This window comes from Paracraurococcus lichenis, from assembly GCF_030657435.1.
Taxonomy (GTDB): domain Bacteria; phylum Pseudomonadota; class Alphaproteobacteria; order Acetobacterales; family Acetobacteraceae; genus Paracraurococcus; species Paracraurococcus lichenis.
Window position 1 is genome coordinate 1 of record NZ_JAUTWS010000075.1, and the last position, 20,604, is coordinate 20,604.

Genomic DNA, 20,604 nt, shown 5'->3' on the forward strand with positions numbered 1-20,604 from the left:
TTCGGTCAAGCAAAACAGCCGTTTAGGCTGCAGAATTTAGCACCACACCCCAAATTGCCTCCGTAAGCCGGCCCAATCGGATCAAAGGTTTACGCCACGCCGTTCATGGATCGTTCGCTCGGAACTGTTCAAGTTGGGTCAGGCACCCGGTGTCAGCCCATCCGGCGCCGGGCAAACTCCCTCGATCGGCGACGGCGTTGCCAGGACGGACGGCCGACGGGCGATCGCCTCGAACCAGCGTTGCAACTTCGGGAACCGCGGCCACGGTGAAGTGCCCTCGGGCTCGGCAAGCCGAAAGAGGATCAGCATCGGCACGGCATGCAGATCCGCCAGGCTCAGCGTAGCGCCTGCTAGCCAGGGGTCGTTGCCCAAGATCGCGCTGAGCGCGCCGAGGCATGCCTCGGCCTTAGGCACGGCGGCCCGGACCTTCGCCTCGTCCGGCGCGCGCCCGGCCGCCGGTGCCCGGATGCGCTCGACGAAGATGTCCCAGACCAGGGTGCGATAGGCATAGGCATCGAGGAGGGAAATGGTCTGGTTCATGCGCGCCCGGGCCCGCGCATCGGCCGGCTGCAGCGGCGGGCCCGGGAAGCCCTCGTCCACGTAGCGCGCGATGGCCCCCGCCTCGTAGAGCCGGAAGCCGTCGTGCTCGAAGGCGGGGATGCGACCGAAGGGGTGGCGGGTCAGGTAGTCCGCTGGCGGGCCGCCCGGGGCGAAGATGTCGATCTCTGACAGCCGGTACGGGACGCCCTTTTCCTCAAGCGCGAGCCGCGCAATGCGGGTGTAGACGCTGTAGACGGCGCCGAACAGCACGGGTCGCTCGTCCTCACCGGTCATCATTCCTCCGAGCCGGCCCATGAGCGGTCGAGTGCACAACCGCGGTTCAGCACGCTCTCCGATCTGTTCAGGCTGTCACATTACCCGTCACGTCGTGCACCGGCGTTGGTATGAGATACCGTACCAGCACCGCATCTTTGCGCAACGTCCCTCCGAAGTTCGACCCGCCCCGCGCAGGATGCCCGGCGAATACCAGCCCGCCGAGAGGCTGACACATGCTGCGGCTCACGGATGCCGTCAGGAAGTATGCCCTCGCTGCCTACGCGATGTGTCAACGCCAAGACGGGTCGATATAACACGAATTATGCAGTTCAGGGCAGGGAAACATTATAAACAAAAATTCGTTTCACAGCCAACGGTCTATAGATCTTCAAAATTCCTGGACGATGACGCATTTTGAATCATGACGCAAAAAGAACTGGTGGTGTCCGACTGGTCTGCAAGGCGGAAGGCCCTCCAATCATTCCCGACCAGAACAGCGGTGGGTGACAAGACCTTCTCGCTGACTGCCCGCTATCAGTCTTCGTAGGTCGGTGGCGCAGTCGATGAGCACGCCAAGGATCTCGTTGAGCCTTGATCGCAAGCGGCCTAAAGCGAGGTCCGACGCCGCCGGCTCGGTCAGCCGCTGGATCGTCACGGAGCCTCCCTCGTAGCCAAACCAACAATGCCAATAAGGGCGGCCATCGCCGGTCCCGTGCGCTGCCCAGATCTTCGGCTCGTCCAGTGAGGCGAGTAGGTTCGCGACATCCTCAAGCACTACGTTGCCGGGATCTGCCCAAAGGATTCGAAGCAGGGCTTCCTTTACGCCCGCGATCCCTTCGACCACACCCGCCCAGGGCATCGCCCCTTGGATGATCATTACAAAATGCGCTGCCGCTTCGCGGCTTCCCTCCTCCTCAGGCGTTGTCCACTCCTGCATCCTACAGTCCCCTGGCATGCGCTTGCCGATCTCGCCACCGGCTGAGTTGGCATGATCATACCATGGGGCCACGACCGGCCTCTGCCCTGTCGAAATCCGGACGGGGAGAGGGCCACGTGCTGCCTGTCGGGAAAGCCGGGGCTTGTGCCGTACGCTTTGGCATCAGCCGCGCTGGAGCGGCTCGGGTTGTACCGTACGCGGCGGCTGGTCGCGATGCGAGAGGGCGCGTGAATACACGGCTGCTCGGGCTAGTGCAGATGCGCAAGCGTCCGGGCACTGCGAGGGGGGTGGTGTTCGTCACCGCTGAGGATGAGCATGGGGTGGCCGACATCCTGGTCTCTGTGCAGGTCGGCGAGCGGAATCGGACGGCGCTGGTTGGGGCGCGGCTGCTCATGGTCGAGGGCCGGCTAGAGCGACAGGCCCAGCATGTGGCGGTGCCGATCGCCCACGTCATCGCGCGCCGCTTGCTCGACCGCACCGACCCACTGCGGCGGCTGAAGGGCCCGCCTCGGAGCGGCTTGCCGGAGCTCGGCCGCAGCCATGACTTCCACTGGTGGCGGGTTCCGTCCCGTTAACGCGCTGCCGTTTCGATTGGCACTTGCAGGACCTCAGCAAAGCGGTTCGTCTCAGCGGCCATTCCGACGATCGCCAGCAACTCGCCATACATCTCCTCGGTCATGCCACGGGCGCGGGCGAAAGCGGTATGGGTCGCTGTGCAGTAGGTGCAACCCGCCACCATTGACGCAACCAGGTACAGAAGTTCTTTCGTGAGCGGGTCCAAGGCGCCAGGCCTCATCACCTCCCGAACGCCGGCCCAGGTGCGGGCGAGCGTTGGCGGGTGGATCGCTAATGCCTTCCAGAGATTGCCGACATCCGACATGCCACGCGCGGCCATTATGTCGTCGAATACAACCCGCACCTCAGGCGATGCCTCGTTGTACTCAACCAGTTTGCGTTGCTGGTCGCCGCCCTGTGCCGTTGCCGCGCGCGTCATGACGGCCTCCGTCGTCTAAAGCCTAAGGGAGGCAACAGCATGTGCCATGGCATGCAAAATGGCCATCCCTTGTGGCCCCGGGTTCTGTCGGCAGGTTCCCCCGCCGCCGCTAGCGATGATTGTCAGTGTCTAGCGCGATAATGGCCTCCCGCAGGTAATCGAGAAAGAGCCGCACCGCAGGTCCGAGGGTCCGCCGCCGAAGGGTGATTGCTACAACCGGCAGCGGCTTCCCAAGCGTCACCGGAAGAACCTGCAGTCCCCAGTGATCGCCATTCAAGCGAAGCAGCGAAGCCGGCAACGAAGAGACAGAGTTACCACGCGTCAGCAACTGCATGCGCAACTGCATCGAATAAGTCGTCACGCTCGACCGCGGTGGCTCCACTCCCGCAGCCCGGAACGCGTCGTCCACCAACATACGGACGGCGGTTCCCGGTGGCGCCAAAAGCCAGGGAGCCTCTCTCAGGCCGTGAAGGGTGAGCGCCGAGGCATGCGCCCATCGGCTTTGAGCGCTGGCAATGGCCAGGATTGGCTCGTCGTAGAGCACCTCAGCCTCGACGTCTGCGCCCGCCTCCATGACTGCTGTACGACCGAGTACGACATCGAGGCTGCGGTCGCGCAACCGAATCAAATCGAGTTCGGCCGTGTTCACGTCTACGACCTCGATCGAGAGACGCGGATGTCGTTGCATCATCCTGTCGATTGCCGTTGCCAGGAAGCCGCTCGAAATGAACGACTCCGAGGCGCCGACGCTGACCTTGCCGGAACCCGGATCGGCAAGGAATTCGATGTCGCGCACTGCGTGATGCAGTGCGTCGAAGCTCTCTGAGCTACGTTCGAGGAGCACCTTGCCATAGGGCGTTGCTATAACGCCGGACTGTGTACGTTCGAGCAGCGGACGGTTGCCGACCGCTGCTTCCAAATCTGAGATCGTATGCGAGACGGCCGGCTGGGTGATGCCAAGTTCAGCCGCGGCCTTGGTCATGCTGCCGGTACGCACGACCACGCTGAAGATGTGCAGGTCGCGTAGGCGCATGCGGCGGGCAATGCGGTCTTGCCATTCCGGAGTCGACGTCATGAGCGGCTGCCCGCGTCCGATCATCCACGATTGCAACTTATGAGGGCATAAGGAAATTGGGGGTACCCGGTTCCAAGAGCTCGGATGCATTCTCACAACCGACATTGGTGGCAGCCCCATTGGCATTCGGCGGAGCAGAATAGGAGATCGAGCATGCTCGGCAGCACGGTGCGGCGGGACTTCCTCTCGGCGGCGATGCAGGTCCCACTCCTGGCCCGGGCTGGTGTTGCTCATGCGGAAGCGACATGGCCGAACCGGCCGGTGCGGATCATCGTGCCCTTCCCGCCAGGCCAGTCCACCGATGTGCTCCCGCGGTTCGTCGGTGACGTTCTGTCGCGCCGTGTGGCGCAGCCGGTTGTCTTTGAGAATCGCGCCGGCGGAGTAGGCGTGCCGGGTACCGAGGCGGTGGCGCGCGCGACCCCGGATGGTCACACGTTGGGGGTCGGCGCGGTCAGTACCCTCGCCGTCAATCCGGCGCTGATGCCGAACCTGCCGTACGACGTCGAACGTGACCTGACACCTGTGGCGAAGCTCTTCGACATCGCCCTCGCGGTTGTGGTTCATCCGTCGGTGCCGGCGACCACACTGCCCGAACTCGTCACTTGGCTGCGGGGCAACCCCGGGACGCGCTACGCTTCAGCGGGCCCGGCCACGACACCGCACCTCGCTGCGGCTCTGTTCGCGCGCCGGCTCGGGATCCTGCTGGAGCATGTCCCTTACCGTGGGAGTGGCCCGGCAATGGCAGACCTGGTGGCGGGCGTGGTGCCGGTCATGTTCGATACGGTGACGAGCGCGCTTCCACAGGCCTCTGCCGCCAAGGTGCGCCTCCTCGCAGTCACCACAGCGCAGCGCCTGCCCCGGTTGCCGGACATACCAACGGTGTCTGAGACGGTCAGCGCCGGCTTTGAGGTGGTGGGTTGGGGCGGGCTGGTGGCACCGGCTGGGACGCCGGCGCCGCTGGTCGAGACCATCAATGGCGCGCTCGAGGCTAGCCTGGGGGACCCACTGCTGGCGAACCGCTTCGGCGAACTCGGTGCGGTACCCACGCCGGGGACGGCCGGCGAGTTCGCGGCCTTCGTACGTGCCGAGGCGGTGCGCTGGGGCGAGCTGGTGCGCACTGCTGGGATTCGGCTCGACGGCTGACCGCCCGCGCTCTCCCTGTCCGGGGTGGCGACACACAGAATGACCGGCCAGACATAATCCTCGCAGCAGAGTGAAGCGCCAGGGGTGTACGGAAATGCCAATTTCCATCACCTATTTTGCCGAAAACCATCTAACGATAAATGACCTTTGCATGCAGCAAAGGCTCAGGCAGCAGGCTCCTGCGGGATGGATGCCGATGGAGGGGTGTCGAGCACGCGAGAAGCCCTGGCCGGCGTGCCAACCTGGGCGGCACGGCGGATCGCTTTTGCCCTTCGCAGCGCCGACCTTGGCGAATACGTTCCCGTCCCGGCAGATTCCGGCGGGAGCGAGGTGCCGAAGCCAGGCATTACAGAAGCACAGCTGCAAGCCGCCATCGCCCATGGTGCCCGCATCCGCCGGGTCCTGGTTGTCTACCGGCGGCCCGATCAGCTGGCCGACCCGCGCGATAAGCCCTTCATCCCCTGCGTACGCTTCGCCGGCACCCGCGAATGGTGCGTGCTGCGGACGCAGCGTGGGAAGGCCTCGCGCGGCTTCGCCAGCTTTGAGGCCATGCTGGGCTATCTCGCGGATCGGGGCTGGCGTGGGCGGACCTGGGTTCTCGCCGTGGACGATCCTCTCATCGCGCGCCTGCCGGGCATCACCGACCTGTAGCGACGTCCAGACCTGGGGCGCGGCATGACCGCCGCCGCGCTGGCCCTCGTTGCCTTCCACACGCTCGCCGCCGCCTGCGTGCCCGGCATCGCGCCCGAGACGCTGGCCGCCATCGTCCGAGCCGAGAGTGGTCTGCGCGTGCTCGCCATCGCCGTCAGTGCGGGCGCCAGCACGACTGCAGCCTTCATTGGCGGCACGGTGACCGACAGCAATCACTCGCAGCGCACATACCGCCGCGGTGCCTACGGCAGCTACGGGCAGCCGGGCTACGGCTCACCGACCTTTGGGCGCGGCTTCACTTCATGAGCGCCGCAGCCCTGACCCTGGCGGCCGCCACCGCCCTGGCGGTGCAATGCGCACCGGACGTGGCACCGGGTACTTTGACCGGCATCTGGTGGCACGAGAGCGGCTTCAACCCCTTCGCCATTGGAGTGAACGCTGGGCCGCGCCTCGCGCGGCAGCCCACCAACGCGGCCGAGGCCGTGGCGGTGGCGCGTCGGCTGCTGGCGGAGGGTCGCGACTTCGACGCCGGCCTCGGGCAGATCAACGTGCGCAACTGGCGCTGGCTCGGGCTCGACGCAGAGACGGTGTTCGACCCCTGCCGCAACGCCGCGGCCTCCGCGGCCGTGCTGACCGCCTTCAGTCTGTACAACACCGGCACGCCCGGCCGTGGCTTCGCCAATGGCTACGTGCAAGGCGTGGTGGCCGCAGGCCGCGCCAACGACGTCGTTCCCTCCCCTGCTGCGGCGCTTCCCGCACCGAAACAGCCCCCACCAGCCGAGCCGCCCCTGTGCGCGCCGAGCTTCGACTCCTGGGCCCTCGCGCTCTGCAGGGAGCGCCAGGCCCGTGCCCGCCACCAGCAGACGCCAGCACAACCTCCGTCCCCCGACGCACCGAAGGAGGAGTATCCATGAGCCTCCGCATACCCTCGGTCACGGCTGGCCTCGCCTGCACGGTAGTGCTCGGCGCTGCCCTGATGCCGCACGTCGCGCTCGCGCAGGCCGATATCAGCGCTGGCGTCACCGCAGCCTACAACTGGGCCGTGGTCGTGGTTCGCGCTGTCGCCGCCATCATGGTCATGGGCGCCTTCGTCATGTTCGCCGTTGGCCGCTTCGCCTGGTGGTCCGGCGCCATCATGCTGGTCGGCATCCTCGGCGCGGCCAAGAGCTCCGCTATCGCCCAGGCCATCTTCGGCTCCTGACCGCCATGGACGCCGGGCAGCCCGCGGATGTGCCGCTCGAATCCGCCACCTGTGAGGTGGAAGTCACCCTGCCGCAGATGTGGCTGGGCCTGCCCCGCAACCTCGGCTCGGGACTTGTCGCCGCGGCGGCCCTCGGGGTCGTGTTCATTGATAGCTGGGCGGCGGGGATCGCCCTCGCTGCCAGCCTCGTCATCGTCTGGGTCGCCGCCAAGGCCGCGGTCGCCCGGGATCTGTGGGGCTTCGACAACCTCCTGGCCTGGCTGGCGACCGACGCGCGCTTCCTCGATATCGGCGGCAAGGACGGCTGGGGCGGCGCCCGCCTCTGCGCCTTGCCGCTGACCGACCGCGAGACGCGGGGGGTGGGCCATGCCCCTCGATAATCTCGCCGGCGTCTTCGGCTACAGCGGCGGCTTCGAGACCGCGCCGACGCGCTTCCTGCCCTATCTCGATCACTGCGCGCCCGGCGCCATGCTGCTGCGCGACGGGTCCGTGATGGGCATGCTGCGCATGCCGGGCCCGCCCATTGCGCTGGCGTCCAACAGGGACCGCAACGGCGCGCTGCTGCGCCTCGTCGCCCTGCTCAACGCCATCGCGGACGACAACGTGGAGGCGTTCATCCATCTGGTCCGGCATGAGGGCATCCCGCCCCTGCCGGGCCGGCCCGCCGCCGTCACCGCCTTCGATGCCATGTTCCTCGAGGACTGGACACGGGAGGTCCGCCGGGGCCTGCGGGTCAACGACTGGTTCCTGACCGTGCTGGTGCGGCCACGCGGCACCCCGTTTTCCATGACCACCGACGTCCTCAAGCGCCTGCCGCCGGTCAGGGCCATCCGTGGACTGTGGCAGGACAGGCACCGAGCCGATGCCGACGCCCGCGACGACGAGAGAGCGGCGCACGACGACCGCATGGGCCAGCTCGAGGATGCCATGGGCCTCGCCATGGGCCTGCTGCGGGACGCCCGGCCGGTGCGCCTGGGCCTGCGCCCCGGTCCCGAGGGCAGCGATCTGCTGTATTCGGAGATCGCCGAGGCGCTGGAGCTCATCCGCACCACGAAGCACCACCCGCAGCCGCTGGTGGCACCGCCCGGCACGCTGGGTGCAGCCCTGGCCGCGCACGACCCCATTGCCGGCCGGGGCGGCTTCGAGGTGCGCTACGGGGCCGGCGGTACGGACGGCCATTTCGGCCAGGTCTACGGTGTCACCGCGTTCCCCAGGACCATCTGGCAGAACCAGTTCGACGAGTTGCTGGCGCTCGACGGCAACTTCGTCCTGACCAATCACATCCGCTTCATGAACCGCGGCCAGCAGCAGGACCACATGAAGCACCTGCGCCGGCTCATGGAGACGGCCGGGGAGGAGTACGAGGCGGGCGCCGCCAAGATGAAGGCGGCGATCACCGAGGTCGCCACCGGCCAGCAGATGCGGGGCTATTGCCGCTGGTCCCTCGCCTTCCACGCCGAGCCCGACCCCGCCATTATCCGGCAGACCGAGGAGACCGGCGCCGAGTACGCCCGCCGGCGCTACCGCAATGCCATGCGGCAGGTGGACGCGCTGGCGTCCAGGGCCAAGACGATCCTGGTCAACGCCGGCATCCGCATTGCGGCGGAGGGGCGCGGAGCCAAGTCGGCGCTGATCGCGCAGACGCCCGGGGCGCCGCGCATGTGCCAGATCCGCGCCGGCATCCTGCCCACCGACTACTTCGCCTCCCTGGCCCCCGTGGCCGGCTTCGCGCGCGGCCCGGACAGCTTCCGCTGGGGCGGCCCGACACTGCCCATGCAGACCACCGCGGGCACCCTGTTCGTGGACGACCTGTTCGTGGGCGACGTGGCGCATCTCGCGATGGTGGCGCCGAACGGGGAAGGCAAGACCACCTACCTCGGCGCCAACATCACTGCCGCCCGCGCCCTGGTGCGGGCCGGCCAGCGGCCCGGCACGCAGATCCTGCTCGATATGGACCATTCCAACGAGCAGACAATCATCGCCAATGGCGGCAGCTACATGCCGGTCCTCGCCGAGGAGGATAGCGGGGTGGCCCCGCTGCGCCTGGCCGACACCCGCAGGACCCGCGCCATGCTGCGCATGCTGGTGGCCGGGCTCTGCCGGCTGGCCGGCACGGAGCCCGGCGCAGAGGACATCCAGGGCATCCGCGAGGGCGTGGATTTCGTGATGGGCGAGGTGCCGGCGGAGCGCCGTCACCTCGGCATCATCCGCGACTTCATGGGCTTCCAGGAGGGTGGGGCCGGAGCCGCCCTCGAGCGGTGGTGCCGCAAGTACCGGGGCGAGCTGGCCTGGACCTTCGATGGCCAGGCGCACCGCATCGACTTCGACGTGGAACTGGTCGGCGTGGACCTGACCGCCATCAAGGACCATCCGCTGGTGATGCCTGCGATGGGGCAGCTTCTGCTCTGGATGGCGTCCGAGATGATGGACGGCCGCCGGTGCCTGGTGTGGTGCGAAGAGGCGCCGGCCTACTTCGAGCGGCCGGACTTCTCGGCACTCGGCAAGGGCCTGGCGCTGCGCGGGCGCAAGCGGAACACGGCGTTCATCGCCATCGCCCAGATGCCGGAGCACCTGCTGAACAACGAGGCCGGCAAGGCCATCGTCAAGCAGGCGCGCAAGCTGGTGCTATTCCGCAACGGCGCCGCCGAGCGGGCCGACTACGTGGACGGCCTCGGCGTGCCGGAGCCGGTGTTCCAGATGGTGCAGCGGGGGATGTTCTCGCTGCCGTACCGCTCCGTCCTGATCTTCAGGAAGGACGGGCAAACCAGCGTCAACCGCTTCGACCTCTCGGGCGAGACGCTGCGCAAGTATCTCGCGATCTTTTCCGGCACCACGAACAGCGTGCGCCTGTTCCGCCGCATTCAGGCGAAGAACGGCCCAGGCGACATGCGCCGGAACCTCGAGGAGTTCTGGCAGCGGCAGGCCGAGGCTGCCGCGTAGGAGGGAGACGCGATGAAGCACAGCTTGCTCGCAGCCGCCACCGCGCTGGCCTTGGCCGGCCCGGCATGGGCGCAAGACATCCCCGTCTACGACAACGCCAGCATCATCCAGACCGCCACGGCCATCGCCAAGGACGCCGCGTACTGGGCCAAGCAGGCGGCGCAGATGAAATCGCAGCTCGATCAGGCGATCGGCATCTACAACGGCATCACCGGCCCGCGCCCGCTCTACACCATCGGCGGCGTGCTGGCGGACCTTGACTTGCAGCTCCCCGGAATCTCCAACTTCCAGATCGCCAGCGCATTGCAGGGCAACTTCACCTGGGGCGACGCGGCCGCGCTCGCCCGCGGCAACACCTATGCGGAGCCGACCGGGGACGACCCGGAGGCGCGCGAGATGGCGCTACGCCGGCTCTCGCTGGCCAACCTCCAGCAGGACGCCCGCGACGCCATTGCCGCCGCCGAGGCCCGCGTGCTCGGCATCAGCGCGTTGCGCGCCAAGGCCAGCGCCACGGCCGACCTCAAGGAATCGGCCGACCTGCAGGCCCGCATCGCGGCCGAGGAAGCGGCGCTGCAGAACGACACCGGCCGTGCCCAGCGCATGCAGCTGCTCGCCACCACCCAGGCGCGGGTGGACGAGATGCGTGACCGCGAGCTCGCCCGGCTCTCCGCGGCGACCTGGTACGACAACACCAAGGAGGTTTGGGACGTCAGATGGTGAACCGCCACATGCGGACCGCTACGGCGGTCGTCCTCGCCCTGACCGCGTGCTGCGCCTCGGCCGAGGCGCAGTCCCGCCGCACGGTCAGCTATTTCCTGGCAAACCCGGCCGAGCGCGACACCGTGCTGCGCGAATGCCGGAACGACGAGCGGGCGGCACGCATGCCGGAATGCGCCAACGCGCAGCGCGCGGCCGACCAAGCGGCCAGGGACGCGTACCTGCGGGAGCAGCGCCAGCAGCACACGCCCACCCCGAACGAGTTGCTGACGAGCCGACAGTATTACGTAGATAACCCCATCGCCCGGGCGGTGGTGCTCGAACAATGCTCGCGTGGTGCAGCGCGCTTGAGCGACTGCGAAGCCGCTCGGGCGGCGGGCCGGTAGCTCACCATGGCCGGGATCATCACCGCAGCTTCCTACGCCACAGCGCTTGCCGAGCAGTACACTGCAGTGCGGACCGGCATGGACAACGTTCTGGCGTCAGAAATGAAGGTGGTGCTCCCGGTCCTCAAGACGGTGCTGCCCGTCTACACGCTGGTGCAGTTCCTCCTGTTCGCCAATGGGTACGTTACCGGGTTCGCGTTCGTCGGCCGACTGCTGCGAGCCGTGGTGGTGTCCTTCATTCTGTCGAACCTGTGGGTCGGCTACGTGCGAAACTACGCTTTTGAGAAAATTCCCACCGCGCTCGCCGGTGCCGCGTCGGCTCGCACCGCCAATCTGACGATGCCGCAGCAGTTCGATGCGATCTCCAAGGAGATCGACAATCTGACGGCCGAGATCCGCACCAGGAACACCTCGTGGTCGGTGTCGGCCATCGGCAACAGCATGATGACGTGGCTGGTGTGGGGCGGCATGCAGTTCTGCGTCGCGCTGCAGGCCTATATCTGGCTGACCTCCATCCGCATCATGGGGCTGCTGCTCTGCGTCGGTGCGTGGCTGATCCTGTTCGAGTTGTTCGAGCGGACGCGCGGGTTCTTCCAGCATTGGGTCGGGCTGGTGGTCGGCATCTGGATCTTCCAGCTCGCAGCCTCGATCCAGCTTCAATTGTCCATGCAGAGCGAAGACACCCTGCTGCGCGCGATCCACGATCAAGCCGTCAACAACAGCGTGGATCAGATGCTGGCCAATCTCGGGCAGGTCGGCAACGCACTGGTCGGGGATGCCCTCACGATGCTGGCGGTGCCCACCCTGTTCGGCGGTGCGGCCGGCGCCGCTGCGCAGATCGGCGCCGTCGCGCTGGCCCGGTCCATGCCCGGGATGCTGAACAGTCTCAACCGCTTCGTGCGCCGCAAGTGACCGGAGCCCTTGCCATGATGCGCCTCCTCTTCACCCTCGTCCTGCTCGGCACCACCGCGTGTGCCGAAAAACACGAGCTGGCCAAATGCGAGGGGGTGGTGCTCGCCCTGAACACCGACCGCTGGAAGCCCAGCCCCGAACAGCAGGCGGAGATGGACCGCCTCGCCACGGAGGCGTGCCGCTGATGGGCTGGTTCGCGAAACCCCTCCCCGCGGTCGCCCCGGTGCCGCCCGCGGGCCTGGACGACCATTTCCGCGCGGCCCTCGCCGCCAATCGGCGCATGGCGCGGCGGGAGCGCAGCTACACATGGGGGCTCGTCGCGGCCGTGGCTGGCCTGGCGAGCGCCTGTGGCTACCTGCTCTACCGAAACGAGAAGCTGGTGGAGCTGGCCGCGGCCAATGCCCTCCGGGTGGTCTATGTCTACACCCGCGAGGACGGCTCGCAGGTCCACTCGGCCGCCTATTCCAGCCTGCCGGTCAAGTTCCAGACGGACAACATGCTGAACAGCCTCTGGAACTATGTCTGGTGGCGGGAGTGCTGGAACCCCGCCGAAGCCCCCCGCGCCTTCGTCAACGTCCAACGCATGAGCGACGAGCGCGTCGGCAAGGAGTGGCGCGAGGTGATGGCGAACAGCAACAAGCTGGCGCCGCAGAACCGCCTGGGCGCGCGGGGCGCCTACTACACCTGCGAGCCCATCGCTTATTCGCCGGTCGGCAGCGACAACGACCGCTACGAGTTCCGTTTCCTGCGCCGCGAGGTCGACCGCGGCCGGCCCGACCAGGGCATCTCCATGCACGTCACGGTGGCCTACCGCACCGGAGTCTATCCCGATGACGAGTACGGCTGGATCGACCGCACGGTGTTCAACGCACCCGGCATCCAGGTGTGGAGCTACCCCGGCGCCCGGCCCGACGCCGTGCAACAGCACCTCATCACCCAGAACGGGCGCCCGCAATGACCCGCCGCATGCTCCCGCTGGCCTGCGCCGCCAGCGTCGTAGCCGGGCCCGCCCTGGCGCTGGACTCCACCGAGGCAGTCACCGCCGACCCGCGGCTGCGCAGCGTGCGCTACGACCCGCAGCAGGTGGTGATGGTCTACACCAAGCCGGGCATGACCACGCGCATCCGCCTCGACCCGCGCGAGCATGTCGTGAATGGCGGCGTCATCTACTCCGACCAACGGACCATGGCCGCGCTCGACGGCACGGACCCCTACGACGAGGAAGACCGGAAGCAGGAGGCGCAGGCCGGGCAGGCCGGCGGGGCGCAGGGCACCCAGTCCTGCAACCGCAACATGTGCGTCTCGGTGGTCCTCAACACCATCTATGTCCTGCCGCGGATCCAGCTCGCGCCGCAGCCCTTCTTCCTGCGTACGGAGTGGTGCCCGGAGGCGGGCAAGGCGTGCGAGCCGGGCGAGTACGCCATCGAGCTGCGCTCCGAGCCACCCGAGGCCCGCAGCGGCGTGGCCCAGCCCTTTTTCGGCGTGCAGTTCACCTATGCTGACCGCGAGCGCGCCTGGGCCGCGAAGCAGGCGGCTGCCAAACGGGCCGCCGACGCCGAGGCCGCCCGCCTCTGGCGAGAGAACAACCCGCCGCCACAGCCGGTGTCGGTGCCGGCCGAGGAGGACCGCTACGAGCTCGGCGTCTGCCGGAGCGGGTCCGCGCTGCACCCGGACGAGGCCTGGACCAACGGGCGCACGACGTTCCTGCGCTACAAGGGCACCCGGCCGACGCCGAACGTCTACGAGATTCGCCTCGACGGCAAGGAGACGCTGACCCCCTTCGCCATGGAGCCCGAGCCCTGGGGCACGGTGATCCGGGTGGGGACGGTGCGGCCGGTGCTGATCCTGCGCCACGGCGACCTCGCCAGTTGCGTCGTCAACATCAGCCCGATCGCGGACGGGCACGGCACGATGCCGGTGGCGCCCATCCGGACGCCGTGGGCGGGGCGGCCGAGGGTGGCGGCCCGGTGAGCGTCCTCGATCCGACGACCCCGACGGACCAAGGGCGCGGCCGGGCCGGGCCCTGGACCAAGATCGCCATGGCCGGCGGCGCCGTCCTGGGGTTGTTCACGGTGGTGACCTTCGGCGGCATGTTCTCCGCCCCACCCGGCCAGCACACGGACGACGGGCAGAAGCCCAAGGTGCCGCGGGCCGAGCCCTTCGTCGCGCTGCCCGAGGGCGGCCAGGACCGCGGCACCCCGCGCGAGAACGCGCCAGCGGGGGGGCAGCCGGCCCCGGCCCAGCGGGGGTCCGCCCAGCGCATCCTGGCGGGACAGCAGGGCGGGCAGGCGGGCGTGCCGCCGGTGGTCAGGCTGCGGCCCCCGCCACCCATCACCATCTCCACCTACACCCCGCCGGCCGCGCCGACGCCGCAGCGCGAGGACGGCAAGGAGCCGCGGGACACCGCCCCGCCGACCAGGCCACCCGGCAGCGGGCAGGGCGGTGGCGGTGACGACAGCCCCACCAGCCTTGGCGGGCAGCTCAACGGGGGTATCCGCCTCGCCGCGGCCAAGGCCGGCTTCATGCCGCACCCGGAGTACATGATCCTGACCGGCACGCAGATCCCCTGCGTGCCGGTCGAGACCTACAACTCGGCCATGGGTGGCCTGGTCACCTGCAAGGTGCCGCAGTGGGTCCGCGGCGACGGCCTGCGCATCGGCCTGCTGCCGCCCGGCACCACCATCAACGGGCAGATCCGCGGCGGCATGGCGCAGGGCCAGCCGCGCCTCGGCGTGCTCTACAGCCGCATCGTCACCAGCGGCGACCGCTTCGTGGTCAACCTGCAGGGCCTCGGCAGCGACGCGCAGGGGCGGTCCGGGCTCGACGCCGACATCAACACCTTCTTCTGGGAGACGACCGGCGCGGTGGCGCTCTACGCCCTGATCCAGGGCACCACCCAGGCCGTCCCGCTCGCCCTGCAGGCGCTGCTCCAGAGCAACCAGGGCAACGGCAACACCTACAACAACTTCGGTGGCGCGCTGTCCGGCTTCACCAGCGGGGGTGGCGGGCAGGGCCTGGCCAACCGGCTGCTGGCCGACCGGCTCAACCGCCAGCCGGAAGCCGAGCGCGACTGGTCGCTGCCGATGTTCGTCACGGTCGGCCAGGACCTCGACTTCCACGACATCTGCCGGCAGCGCCGCCGCGTCAACCAGATGGCCTGCCCCGCCATGTGAGGCCAGTCCAGGAGGTGGAGTGCCATGAGCGAGACGCTCGAACTCGACCCCGCTCTCGAGCGCGACGCGCTGGACACGGCGGTGGAGCCCATCGCCCCCCTGCTCGCCGAGGGCGAGGACGTGGCGGTGAACACCCCGGGCGAGGCCTGGCACTACCTGGGGGGCCAGTGGCACCGCCACGCCATCCCGGCGCTGACCGAGGCGCGGTGCCGCGGCATCGCCCTGCTGGCCGAGGCGCAGACGCGCCCGGCGGTGCGCCAGCGCATCATCAGCACCGACATGCCCAGCGGGCACCGGCTGGAAGCCCTGCTGCCGCCTGTCGCCATGCCCCACACCGTGATCCTCTCCTTCCGGCGGGGAGACGAGCAGGTGCCGGTGGGCGGCGAGCTCGGTAAGCGGTTCCAGGCGAGCCAGTGGAACCGCTGGGGCTCGCAGAAGGCGCAGGCGCGGGCCGCGGCCGACGATCTCCTGGCGCTGTTCGACACCGGCGACATGGACGCCTTCCTGGCCGGCTTCGCGCGGCGCCGCCTGACCCCGGTGTTCTGCGGGGACACCGGGGCGGGCAAGACCTACGTCCTCAAGAGCTATGCCGTGCTGCTGCCCGAGGACGCCCGCATCTGCGTCATCGAGGACGCCAGGGAGGCGGTGCTGCGGCAGCCCAACCACGTCCGCATGCTATTCAAGCGGGGCGGCGCCGCGCCGCTCGACCTGCTGCGGGCCTCGCTGCGCCTCCGGCCGGACTACGTGGTGCTGCAGGAGCTGCGCGACGCCGAGGCGTCCTGGGTGTTCCTCAACGACTGCATGGCCGGCCACCCCGGCAGCCCCACCACCATCCACGGCGGCACCGCGCAGCAGGCCGTGCGCCGGCTGTTCTCGAACATCCAGGCCTCCGAGGAGGCGCGCGGCATGGACGGCGAGCGGCTGATCGAGTTCATGGAGACGGCGATCGAGCTGATCGTGCCCATCCAGAACAGCCGCGGCGTCCGCAGCTTCGGCGATGTGTGGTTCGCCCCGGACGCCCTGCGCCGTGGCAAGACCCTGCGCGACCTGATCGGCGGCAACGACTGATGGGCAGCGCCGCCACCCTGCGCTGGGCCAGCCTCGGCGCCCGCGGCCTGCTGTGGTGCGCCATCCTGGCCGCCGGCTGGCTGCTGGTCGCCTCCCTGCTGTTCCTGGTCCTGGACGACCTGCTGTTCGACGGATCGGTCCCGGCACTCGCCCGGCCGGTGTTCTGGTGGCACGCCAGCATGGCGGCGGCGGCGGGCCGGCTGACGCTCGAGGAGACCGCCTATCTCGGCCTGTCCGGGCTGCTGCCGGCCCTCGCCATGGCCGGGGTGGCGCAGCTGTGGATCCGGCAGCAGGGCGGCCTGCGCGGCGCCATGCAGGCGGCCTTCGGCATCTACCTGGTCACCCGCAGCGCCTCCCACACCTACGGCGCCGCGGACTGGATGCCGATGGCCGAGGTCCGCAAGCTGTTCCCCTCCGAGCCCGAGCCCACCATCGGTGGCGTCGTGCTGGGTGAGGCCGTGCGCATGGACCAGACCGGCGTGGCGCGGGTGCGCTTCGACCCGGATGTGAGAACCGGGCAGCACACCTGGGGGCCCGGCGGCAAGGCGCCGCTCATGTTCGACTACTGCCGGGAGGGCAACACGCATGGCGTGGTCATGGTCGCCGCCGGCCTGTTCAAGTCCACCTCGTTCTCCCTGACACTGGACTACTGGAAGACCGGCGCCTTCATCTTCGACCCGGCGGGTGAGCTCGCCGGCATGACTGCGGACTGGCGGCTGCGGCTCGGCCACACCGTGCATGTCCTGGACCCGATGGGGCAGTACGGCACCAACGTGGTCATGTGGATCACCCGGGCCATCGCCGCCGGGCACCCGTTGGCGGAGGTGTTCCTGACCGCCACTGTGGAACGCTGCTACGGCCGCACGCCGCCCTCGCCGGGCCAGGGCAACGACAACGCGGCCTACTTCCGCGAGCAGGGCCGCAACCTGTTCACCGCGCTGCTGGCGCATGTCCTGTGGCATCCCGGCCTGACGCCGGATGAGAAGACCCTGCGGTTGGCCAAGCGGCTGCTGACCCTGCCCGAGCAGGAGCTGCGGGACGTGCTGCTGGCGATCTACGAGACCTCGCACAGCCGGCTGGCGCGGGACCTCGCCGCCCCGCTGTTCGATCTCACCAAGGTCACCTTCGACGGCATCCGCAGCAACGCCAACCAGGGCACCGCGTGGCTCAACGTCGAGAGCTTCGCCAACATGGTCAGCACGCACAGCTTCGACCTGGCCGACCTCTGCACCGGCCGCGCCACCGTCTATTGCCAGATCAGCATGGACGCCCTCGAGGCCATGCCGGAGATCGGCCGGGCCATCGGCTCGGCCGCCCTCAACTCGGTCATCCAGGCCGAGGGCCGGGTCACTGGCCGCGTGTGGTTCTTCATCGACGAAGCGGTGCTGTGGGGCCCCATGGGGGCCCTGCGCACCGCCCGCGACCAGGGGCGCAAGTACAAGATCACCCTCTGCCTTTGCTACCAGAGCGAGGGCCAGGTGGAGGAGGTCTGGGGTGCCGCCGGCAAGCGGGCGTGGTTCGGCAACGTCTCCTGGCTGATGTACGGCGCCCAGCGCGACCTCTCGACCAGCGAGCACCTCTCGAAGCAACTCGGCACCTTCGGCGCCAAGGAGTTCTCGGAGAGCCACAACAGCGGCACCTCCGGCCGGGCCCTGGAGTGGGGCACCCGCAGCCGCGGTACCAGCCACAGCAGCCGCGACACCGCCCGCGCCCTGATGATGCCGCACGAGCTGATGCAGGACATGCGCACGGACGAGCGCATCCTGCTCTACCTCGCCGCGCCGCCCATCCGCTGCCGCGCCTCCATCGCCTTCTGCCGGCCGGAGGTGCGCGACCGCATCGGCGTGACCGCCTACCAGCCGGGGGCGGGGCGGCCATGACCCGCACCGGCTACGTCTACGTCCTCACCAACCCGGCCATGCCGGGCATGGTCAAGGTGGGCATGACGGAGCGGCACCCGTATGCGCGCGCGAAGGAGTTGTCCGCGCACACCGGCGTCCCCTCCCCGTTCCAGGTGGCGTGGTTCGCGGAGGTGGAGGTCTGCGCCGCCGTCGAGGCCGCGGTGAAGGTGGCCATGGACCGCTACCGGGTGAACGGTCGCCGGGAGTTCTTCTCCGTCACCGTGCCCGAGGCCCGCGAGGCGATCGAGCGGGCGGCGGCCGGGCGCCTGGGCCGCCGCGTCGTACCCCGCCCGGCCGGCCGCCTTCGGCGGCGCGGGCACGCCCGCTGGGGCATGGGAGTGGTGGCGGCGCGGGCGGCCCTGCTGCTGGTCCTCGCGCTCGTCGCCTTGCGATGGCTCTAGACGCCCTGCCCCTGCTGGTCGGCGTCGTCGCGGCGCCGGGCCAGGCGCTGCTGCGCCCCCTCGGCCTGCGCGGCCCGCTGCTCCTGGGTGGCGGCCGCGGCGGCGCTCCGCTCGCGCAACTGCCTGCCCTGCGCGACGGTCTGCTGGACGAAGTCCCGCTCCCGCTGCTCCACGCGCGCCCTGGCCTGCCTGACGTCCTTGGCTTCCATGGTGGCCTCCTACTGGCTCAACGCCTGGCCCTGCTCCTGGACCGAGGGTCCGCGCAGGGCCGCGCCCTGCTTCTGCAGGCTGCGGACGAAAGCATCCTCCGCTGCCTGGTCGATGCGCCGCTCGGCGGCCGCGAAGACCTTGTCCGGGTCCGCGGCCTTCACGGCTTCCGGCCGGGCCAAGCCCCGCCACAGCCGGTAGAGCGCCCCGGCCGCCGCGGACCGGTCCATGTGGCCTTCCGCCACCAGCGCGCCGAGCGTGCGAGCCCGGGCGTTCATGGCGTTCTGCGGCGTGCCATGCACGGCCAGCATCGCCTCGCCCTGGCGCATGCCGGGCCGGGTCACCGGGCCGAGCGGCACCGGGGGATGCGCCGGCTGGCTGGGGACGGGCGGTGTCGTCTCGGCCAACTCGGGCGGCACCGGCGGGCCGAACTGCGGCAGGTTGGCCCGCACCTCCTCCCGCAGCCGGGCGGGACCCAGGCGCGGCGGCGCGGGCGGCCCGTAGGTCACCAGGGCTTCCGGTGTGGTCGGACCGGTCACCTCCTTGGCGGCCTCGGCCATCTGCCGCACCAGGACGGCGGCACGGGCGTCGCTGAACATGCGATGGGCGCCGGGGCTGGCGCCCAGACCCACCGCGCTGGCGGAACGCTGCTGGGCCTGCTGACGCATGTCGCGGGCCCGCACCGCCACCGCGGCCCGGGCCGGCATGGCTGGCAGCTCCGCCACCGCCGCCGCCCGCAGCGCCGCCGGACGCTCCAGCGCGGCCTCGGCCGAGGCCTGCCGCACGGCCCGGCGCGTCGCCATGGCCTCCCGGATGCGCGCCGCACCCCAGCGCACCACGGCCGCGGCGGCCCGCACCACCGGGCCCAGGCGATAGGCGCGGATCCAGTCCTGGGCCTCCGCGCCGGCCCGCCAGGCGAGGCCGTGGCCCACCGCGCGCAAGACGCTGCCGGTCTGCCGGCGCAGCGCCGCGCGCGCCGCGGCCAGGCGGTCCTCAGCCTGCTGGGAGGGCGGCGGCGCCAGCGCCCGCACCGCCTGCTGCACCTCGCGCGCGACCTGCTGCAGGCCCTGCAGGAGGCGCTGGTGCCAGGCGACGCCGACGACGGAGGGCGTCTCCTGGCCTTCGACCGCGGCCGCCTCTCGCATGTGCACCGTGGCCTGCAGCCGCTCGATCGCCGCGCGGCGCAGCGCGGCCGTGCGTTCCAGCATCGTTCCCTCGCCCAGCCCGGCCTGGGGAGCGGCGCCGGCGGGCTGCACCAAATCACGCGGTGTGAAGCCATGACCGGCAGCCTCCTGCACCCAGGCTGCTCGGTTGCCCACTGCGTCGTGGCTGGTCTGCTGGGTCGCCCGAGCACCGCGCTTGATGAGATCGGCCCGCAGCCGCGGCGCGAGGTCGTCGAGGTCGGTCGCGGCGTCTGCCACCAGCCGCTTGCGCTTGGCGAAGTCCAGCGCCCAGGCGGTCGCCTGTGCCGTGCGCCGGCCCATGGTCGCGGTGAGCGTGGGCGGTATCTCCGCCATCACCGCCACCCCGTCCTCCATGCGCAGGCTGGCCCCGGCCGCGCGCAGGCGCCGGGCAAGCTCCTTCTGATAGGTAACCTCAAGCGCCGCCACCCGGCCCGACAACCGGCGAAGGTCGAAAGCGCCGACGTGGCCGTCCGGCGTGACGACCGCATTGAAGACCAGGTTCTCCGTGTGGAGCATCGGGGCGACATGCCCGTCCCGGGTGCGCCGCGTGGTCTGGTGGTCGATCTCCACCCGGCCGACCCGGCCCTTGACCTCGACCCGCCCCTGCGCACCGCGGCGTGTCCAGCCGAGGATCTCCCGCTCGGCTTCCGCCATGACCGCGGCATTGGCGCCCCGGTGGGCGCTGTCGAACACCGCCCGCGCCGCTTCCGTTTTCGCCAAGGCCCGCGCCAGGGAGACCGTGATATGCGGCGACACTGTAACCAGGACGCCGACGATCTTCTTGCCGCGCTCCGAGCCGTACCGGTAGCGCGGCAGAGGACGACCGTCCGCTTGATGGCCGGCCAACAGGTGTTCCAGGGCTTCCCGGCTTGGCGTGATCCGCGGCGCCAAACGAAGT

General features: G+C 69.7%; 24 protein-coding genes. 18 read left to right on the forward strand and 6 right to left on the reverse strand.

From position 1 onward, the window contains the following. Positions 1 to 138: 138 nt before the first annotated feature. Positions 139 to 834, reverse strand: a complete 696-nt coding sequence (locus Q7A36_RS32930) for a glutathione S-transferase family protein (RefSeq protein WP_305108040.1) — start codon at positions 832 to 834, stop codon at positions 139 to 141. 460 nt (positions 835 to 1,294) lie between these two features. Beyond that, positions 1,295 to 1,753, reverse strand: a complete 459-nt coding sequence (locus Q7A36_RS32935; RefSeq protein ID WP_305108041.1) for a hypothetical protein — start codon at positions 1,751 to 1,753, stop codon at positions 1,295 to 1,297. Between the two features lie 257 nt (positions 1,754 to 2,010). Here Q7A36_RS32935 and Q7A36_RS32940 point away from each other — a divergent pair, with 257 nt between their 5' ends. Next, positions 2,011 to 2,328, forward strand: coding sequence for a hypothetical protein (locus tag Q7A36_RS32940; RefSeq protein WP_305108042.1), 318 nt, complete (start codon positions 2,011 to 2,013; stop codon positions 2,326 to 2,328). Here Q7A36_RS32940 and Q7A36_RS32945 read toward each other — a convergent pair. Beyond that, the gene (locus Q7A36_RS32945; RefSeq protein ID WP_305108043.1) at positions 2,325 to 2,747 is read right to left on the reverse strand and encodes a carboxymuconolactone decarboxylase family protein; all 423 of its coding nucleotides are present in this window, start codon (positions 2,745 to 2,747) and stop codon (positions 2,325 to 2,327) included. The genes Q7A36_RS32940 and Q7A36_RS32945 overlap by 4 nt on opposite strands. 109 nt (positions 2,748 to 2,856) lie before the next feature. Next, a complete protein-coding gene (locus Q7A36_RS32950; protein WP_305108044.1) occupies positions 2,857 to 3,822 on the reverse strand; it encodes a LysR family transcriptional regulator in 966 nt (321 codons plus the stop codon). 153 nt (positions 3,823 to 3,975) lie between these two features. On the opposite strand from Q7A36_RS32950, the gene Q7A36_RS32955 reads away from it, so the two are divergent. From Q7A36_RS32955 to Q7A36_RS33035, 17 genes are all read left to right on the forward strand, one after another. Further along, on the forward strand, positions 3,976 to 4,965 hold the full coding sequence (locus Q7A36_RS32955; protein ID WP_305108045.1) for a Bug family tripartite tricarboxylate transporter substrate binding protein: 990 nt from the start codon (positions 3,976 to 3,978) through the stop codon (positions 4,963 to 4,965). Positions 4,966 to 5,151: 186 nt separating this feature from the next. Next, positions 5,152 to 5,616, forward strand: a complete 465-nt coding sequence (locus Q7A36_RS32960) for a hypothetical protein (RefSeq protein WP_305108046.1) — start codon at positions 5,152 to 5,154, stop codon at positions 5,614 to 5,616. A 24-nt stretch (positions 5,617 to 5,640) separates the two neighbouring features. Beyond that, positions 5,641 to 5,922, forward strand: a complete 282-nt coding sequence (locus Q7A36_RS32965; RefSeq protein WP_305108047.1) for a lysozyme family protein — start codon at positions 5,641 to 5,643, stop codon at positions 5,920 to 5,922. After that, on the forward strand, positions 5,919 to 6,530 hold the full coding sequence (locus Q7A36_RS32970; protein WP_305108048.1) for a lytic transglycosylase domain-containing protein: 612 nt from the start codon (positions 5,919 to 5,921) through the stop codon (positions 6,528 to 6,530). Before Q7A36_RS32965 ends, Q7A36_RS32970 begins: the two co-directional genes overlap by 4 nt. Next, a complete protein-coding gene (locus tag Q7A36_RS32975; RefSeq protein WP_305108049.1) occupies positions 6,527 to 6,817 on the forward strand; it encodes a hypothetical protein in 291 nt (96 codons plus the stop codon). The genes Q7A36_RS32970 and Q7A36_RS32975 overlap by 4 nt, the downstream gene beginning before the upstream one ends. A 5-nt stretch (positions 6,818 to 6,822) precedes the next feature. Then, positions 6,823 to 7,197 (forward strand): hypothetical protein, encoded by a 375-nt coding sequence (locus Q7A36_RS32980; RefSeq protein WP_305108050.1) that lies wholly within the window; start codon positions 6,823 to 6,825, stop codon positions 7,195 to 7,197. Then, positions 7,184 to 9,757 carry a VirB4 family type IV secretion/conjugal transfer ATPase gene (locus Q7A36_RS32985; protein WP_305108051.1) on the forward strand — a complete coding sequence of 858 codons (2,574 nt, stop codon included), beginning with the start codon at positions 7,184 to 7,186 and terminating at the stop codon, positions 9,755 to 9,757. Before Q7A36_RS32980 ends, Q7A36_RS32985 begins: the two co-directional genes overlap by 14 nt. Before the next feature lie 12 nt (positions 9,758 to 9,769). Then, the gene (locus tag Q7A36_RS32990; RefSeq protein ID WP_305108052.1) at positions 9,770 to 10,477 is read left to right on the forward strand and encodes a type IV secretion system protein; all 708 of its coding nucleotides are present in this window, start codon (positions 9,770 to 9,772) and stop codon (positions 10,475 to 10,477) included. Then, the gene (locus tag Q7A36_RS32995) at positions 10,471 to 10,860 is read left to right on the forward strand and encodes an EexN family lipoprotein (protein ID WP_305108053.1); all 390 of its coding nucleotides are present in this window, start codon (positions 10,471 to 10,473) and stop codon (positions 10,858 to 10,860) included. Before Q7A36_RS32990 ends, Q7A36_RS32995 begins: the two co-directional genes overlap by 7 nt. Before the next feature lie 6 nt (positions 10,861 to 10,866). Continuing rightward, the gene (locus tag Q7A36_RS33000; protein ID WP_305108054.1) at positions 10,867 to 11,772 is read left to right on the forward strand and encodes a type IV secretion system protein; all 906 of its coding nucleotides are present in this window, start codon (positions 10,867 to 10,869) and stop codon (positions 11,770 to 11,772) included. 14 nt (positions 11,773 to 11,786) lie between these two features. Next, positions 11,787 to 11,957 (forward strand): hypothetical protein, encoded by a 171-nt coding sequence (locus tag Q7A36_RS33005; RefSeq protein ID WP_305108055.1) that lies wholly within the window; start codon positions 11,787 to 11,789, stop codon positions 11,955 to 11,957. Beyond that, positions 11,957 to 12,730 (forward strand): VirB8/TrbF family protein, encoded by a 774-nt coding sequence (locus Q7A36_RS33010; protein WP_305108056.1) that lies wholly within the window; start codon positions 11,957 to 11,959, stop codon positions 12,728 to 12,730. Before Q7A36_RS33005 ends, Q7A36_RS33010 begins: the two co-directional genes overlap by 1 nt. Before the next feature lie 8 nt (positions 12,731 to 12,738). Further along, positions 12,739 to 13,743, forward strand: a complete 1,005-nt coding sequence (locus Q7A36_RS33015; RefSeq protein ID WP_305108057.1) for a TrbG/VirB9 family P-type conjugative transfer protein — start codon at positions 12,739 to 12,741, stop codon at positions 13,741 to 13,743. Continuing rightward, positions 13,740 to 14,945 carry a TrbI/VirB10 family protein gene (locus Q7A36_RS33020; RefSeq protein ID WP_305108058.1) on the forward strand — a complete coding sequence of 402 codons (1,206 nt, stop codon included), beginning with the start codon at positions 13,740 to 13,742 and terminating at the stop codon, positions 14,943 to 14,945. The genes Q7A36_RS33015 and Q7A36_RS33020 overlap by 4 nt, the downstream gene beginning before the upstream one ends. Before the next feature lie 24 nt (positions 14,946 to 14,969). After that, the gene (locus Q7A36_RS33025) at positions 14,970 to 16,013 is read left to right on the forward strand and encodes an ATPase, T2SS/T4P/T4SS family (RefSeq protein ID WP_305108059.1); all 1,044 of its coding nucleotides are present in this window, start codon (positions 14,970 to 14,972) and stop codon (positions 16,011 to 16,013) included. Continuing rightward, positions 16,013 to 17,893 carry a type IV secretory system conjugative DNA transfer family protein gene (locus tag Q7A36_RS33030; RefSeq protein ID WP_305108060.1) on the forward strand — a complete coding sequence of 627 codons (1,881 nt, stop codon included), beginning with the start codon at positions 16,013 to 16,015 and terminating at the stop codon, positions 17,891 to 17,893. Before Q7A36_RS33025 ends, Q7A36_RS33030 begins: the two co-directional genes overlap by 1 nt. Beyond that, positions 17,890 to 18,315 (forward strand): GIY-YIG nuclease family protein, encoded by a 426-nt coding sequence (locus Q7A36_RS33035; RefSeq protein ID WP_305108061.1) that lies wholly within the window; start codon positions 17,890 to 17,892, stop codon positions 18,313 to 18,315. Before Q7A36_RS33030 ends, Q7A36_RS33035 begins: the two co-directional genes overlap by 4 nt. Here the strand turns inward: Q7A36_RS33035 and Q7A36_RS33040 are convergent. Continuing rightward, the gene (locus Q7A36_RS33040) at positions 18,312 to 18,524 is read right to left on the reverse strand and encodes a hypothetical protein (protein ID WP_305108062.1); all 213 of its coding nucleotides are present in this window, start codon (positions 18,522 to 18,524) and stop codon (positions 18,312 to 18,314) included. The genes Q7A36_RS33035 and Q7A36_RS33040 overlap by 4 nt on opposite strands. 9 nt (positions 18,525 to 18,533) lie before the next feature. Further along, positions 18,534 to 20,604 (reverse strand): relaxase domain-containing protein (locus tag Q7A36_RS33045; protein ID WP_305108063.1); only part of this gene is annotated, 2,071 nt, incomplete at its 5' end.

Coding starts and splice junctions, on each gene's coding strand:
- Q7A36_RS32930 (WP_305108040.1), bottom strand. CDS start 834: ATGACCGGTGAGGACGAGCGACCCGTGCTGTTCGGCGCCGTCTACAGC.
- Q7A36_RS32935 (WP_305108041.1), bottom strand. CDS start 1,753: ATGCAGGAGTGGACAACGCCTGAGGAGGAGGGAAGCCGCGAAGCGGCA.
- Q7A36_RS32940 (WP_305108042.1), top strand. CDS start 2,011: ATGCGCAAGCGTCCGGGCACTGCGAGGGGGGTGGTGTTCGTCACCGCT.
- Q7A36_RS32945 (WP_305108043.1), bottom strand. CDS start 2,747: ATGACGCGCGCGGCAACGGCACAGGGCGGCGACCAGCAACGCAAACTG.
- Q7A36_RS32950 (WP_305108044.1), bottom strand. CDS start 3,822: ATGACGTCGACTCCGGAATGGCAAGACCGCATTGCCCGCCGCATGCGC.
- Q7A36_RS32955 (WP_305108045.1), top strand. CDS start 3,976: ATGCTCGGCAGCACGGTGCGGCGGGACTTCCTCTCGGCGGCGATGCAG.
- Q7A36_RS32960 (WP_305108046.1), top strand. CDS start 5,152: ATGGATGCCGATGGAGGGGTGTCGAGCACGCGAGAAGCCCTGGCCGGC.
- Q7A36_RS32965 (WP_305108047.1), top strand. CDS start 5,641: ATGACCGCCGCCGCGCTGGCCCTCGTTGCCTTCCACACGCTCGCCGCC.
- Q7A36_RS32970 (WP_305108048.1), top strand. CDS start 5,919: ATGAGCGCCGCAGCCCTGACCCTGGCGGCCGCCACCGCCCTGGCGGTG.
- Q7A36_RS32975 (WP_305108049.1), top strand. CDS start 6,527: ATGAGCCTCCGCATACCCTCGGTCACGGCTGGCCTCGCCTGCACGGTA.
- Q7A36_RS32980 (WP_305108050.1), top strand. CDS start 6,823: ATGGACGCCGGGCAGCCCGCGGATGTGCCGCTCGAATCCGCCACCTGT.
- Q7A36_RS32985 (WP_305108051.1), top strand. CDS start 7,184: ATGCCCCTCGATAATCTCGCCGGCGTCTTCGGCTACAGCGGCGGCTTC.
- Q7A36_RS32990 (WP_305108052.1), top strand. CDS start 9,770: ATGAAGCACAGCTTGCTCGCAGCCGCCACCGCGCTGGCCTTGGCCGGC.
- Q7A36_RS32995 (WP_305108053.1), top strand. CDS start 10,471: ATGGTGAACCGCCACATGCGGACCGCTACGGCGGTCGTCCTCGCCCTG.
- Q7A36_RS33000 (WP_305108054.1), top strand. CDS start 10,867: ATGGCCGGGATCATCACCGCAGCTTCCTACGCCACAGCGCTTGCCGAG.
- Q7A36_RS33005 (WP_305108055.1), top strand. CDS start 11,787: ATGATGCGCCTCCTCTTCACCCTCGTCCTGCTCGGCACCACCGCGTGT.
- Q7A36_RS33010 (WP_305108056.1), top strand. CDS start 11,957: ATGGGCTGGTTCGCGAAACCCCTCCCCGCGGTCGCCCCGGTGCCGCCC.
- Q7A36_RS33015 (WP_305108057.1), top strand. CDS start 12,739: ATGCTCCCGCTGGCCTGCGCCGCCAGCGTCGTAGCCGGGCCCGCCCTG.
- Q7A36_RS33025 (WP_305108059.1), top strand. CDS start 14,970: ATGAGCGAGACGCTCGAACTCGACCCCGCTCTCGAGCGCGACGCGCTG.
- Q7A36_RS33030 (WP_305108060.1), top strand. CDS start 16,013: ATGGGCAGCGCCGCCACCCTGCGCTGGGCCAGCCTCGGCGCCCGCGGC.
- Q7A36_RS33035 (WP_305108061.1), top strand. CDS start 17,890: ATGACCCGCACCGGCTACGTCTACGTCCTCACCAACCCGGCCATGCCG.
- Q7A36_RS33040 (WP_305108062.1), bottom strand. CDS start 18,524: ATGGAAGCCAAGGACGTCAGGCAGGCCAGGGCGCGCGTGGAGCAGCGG.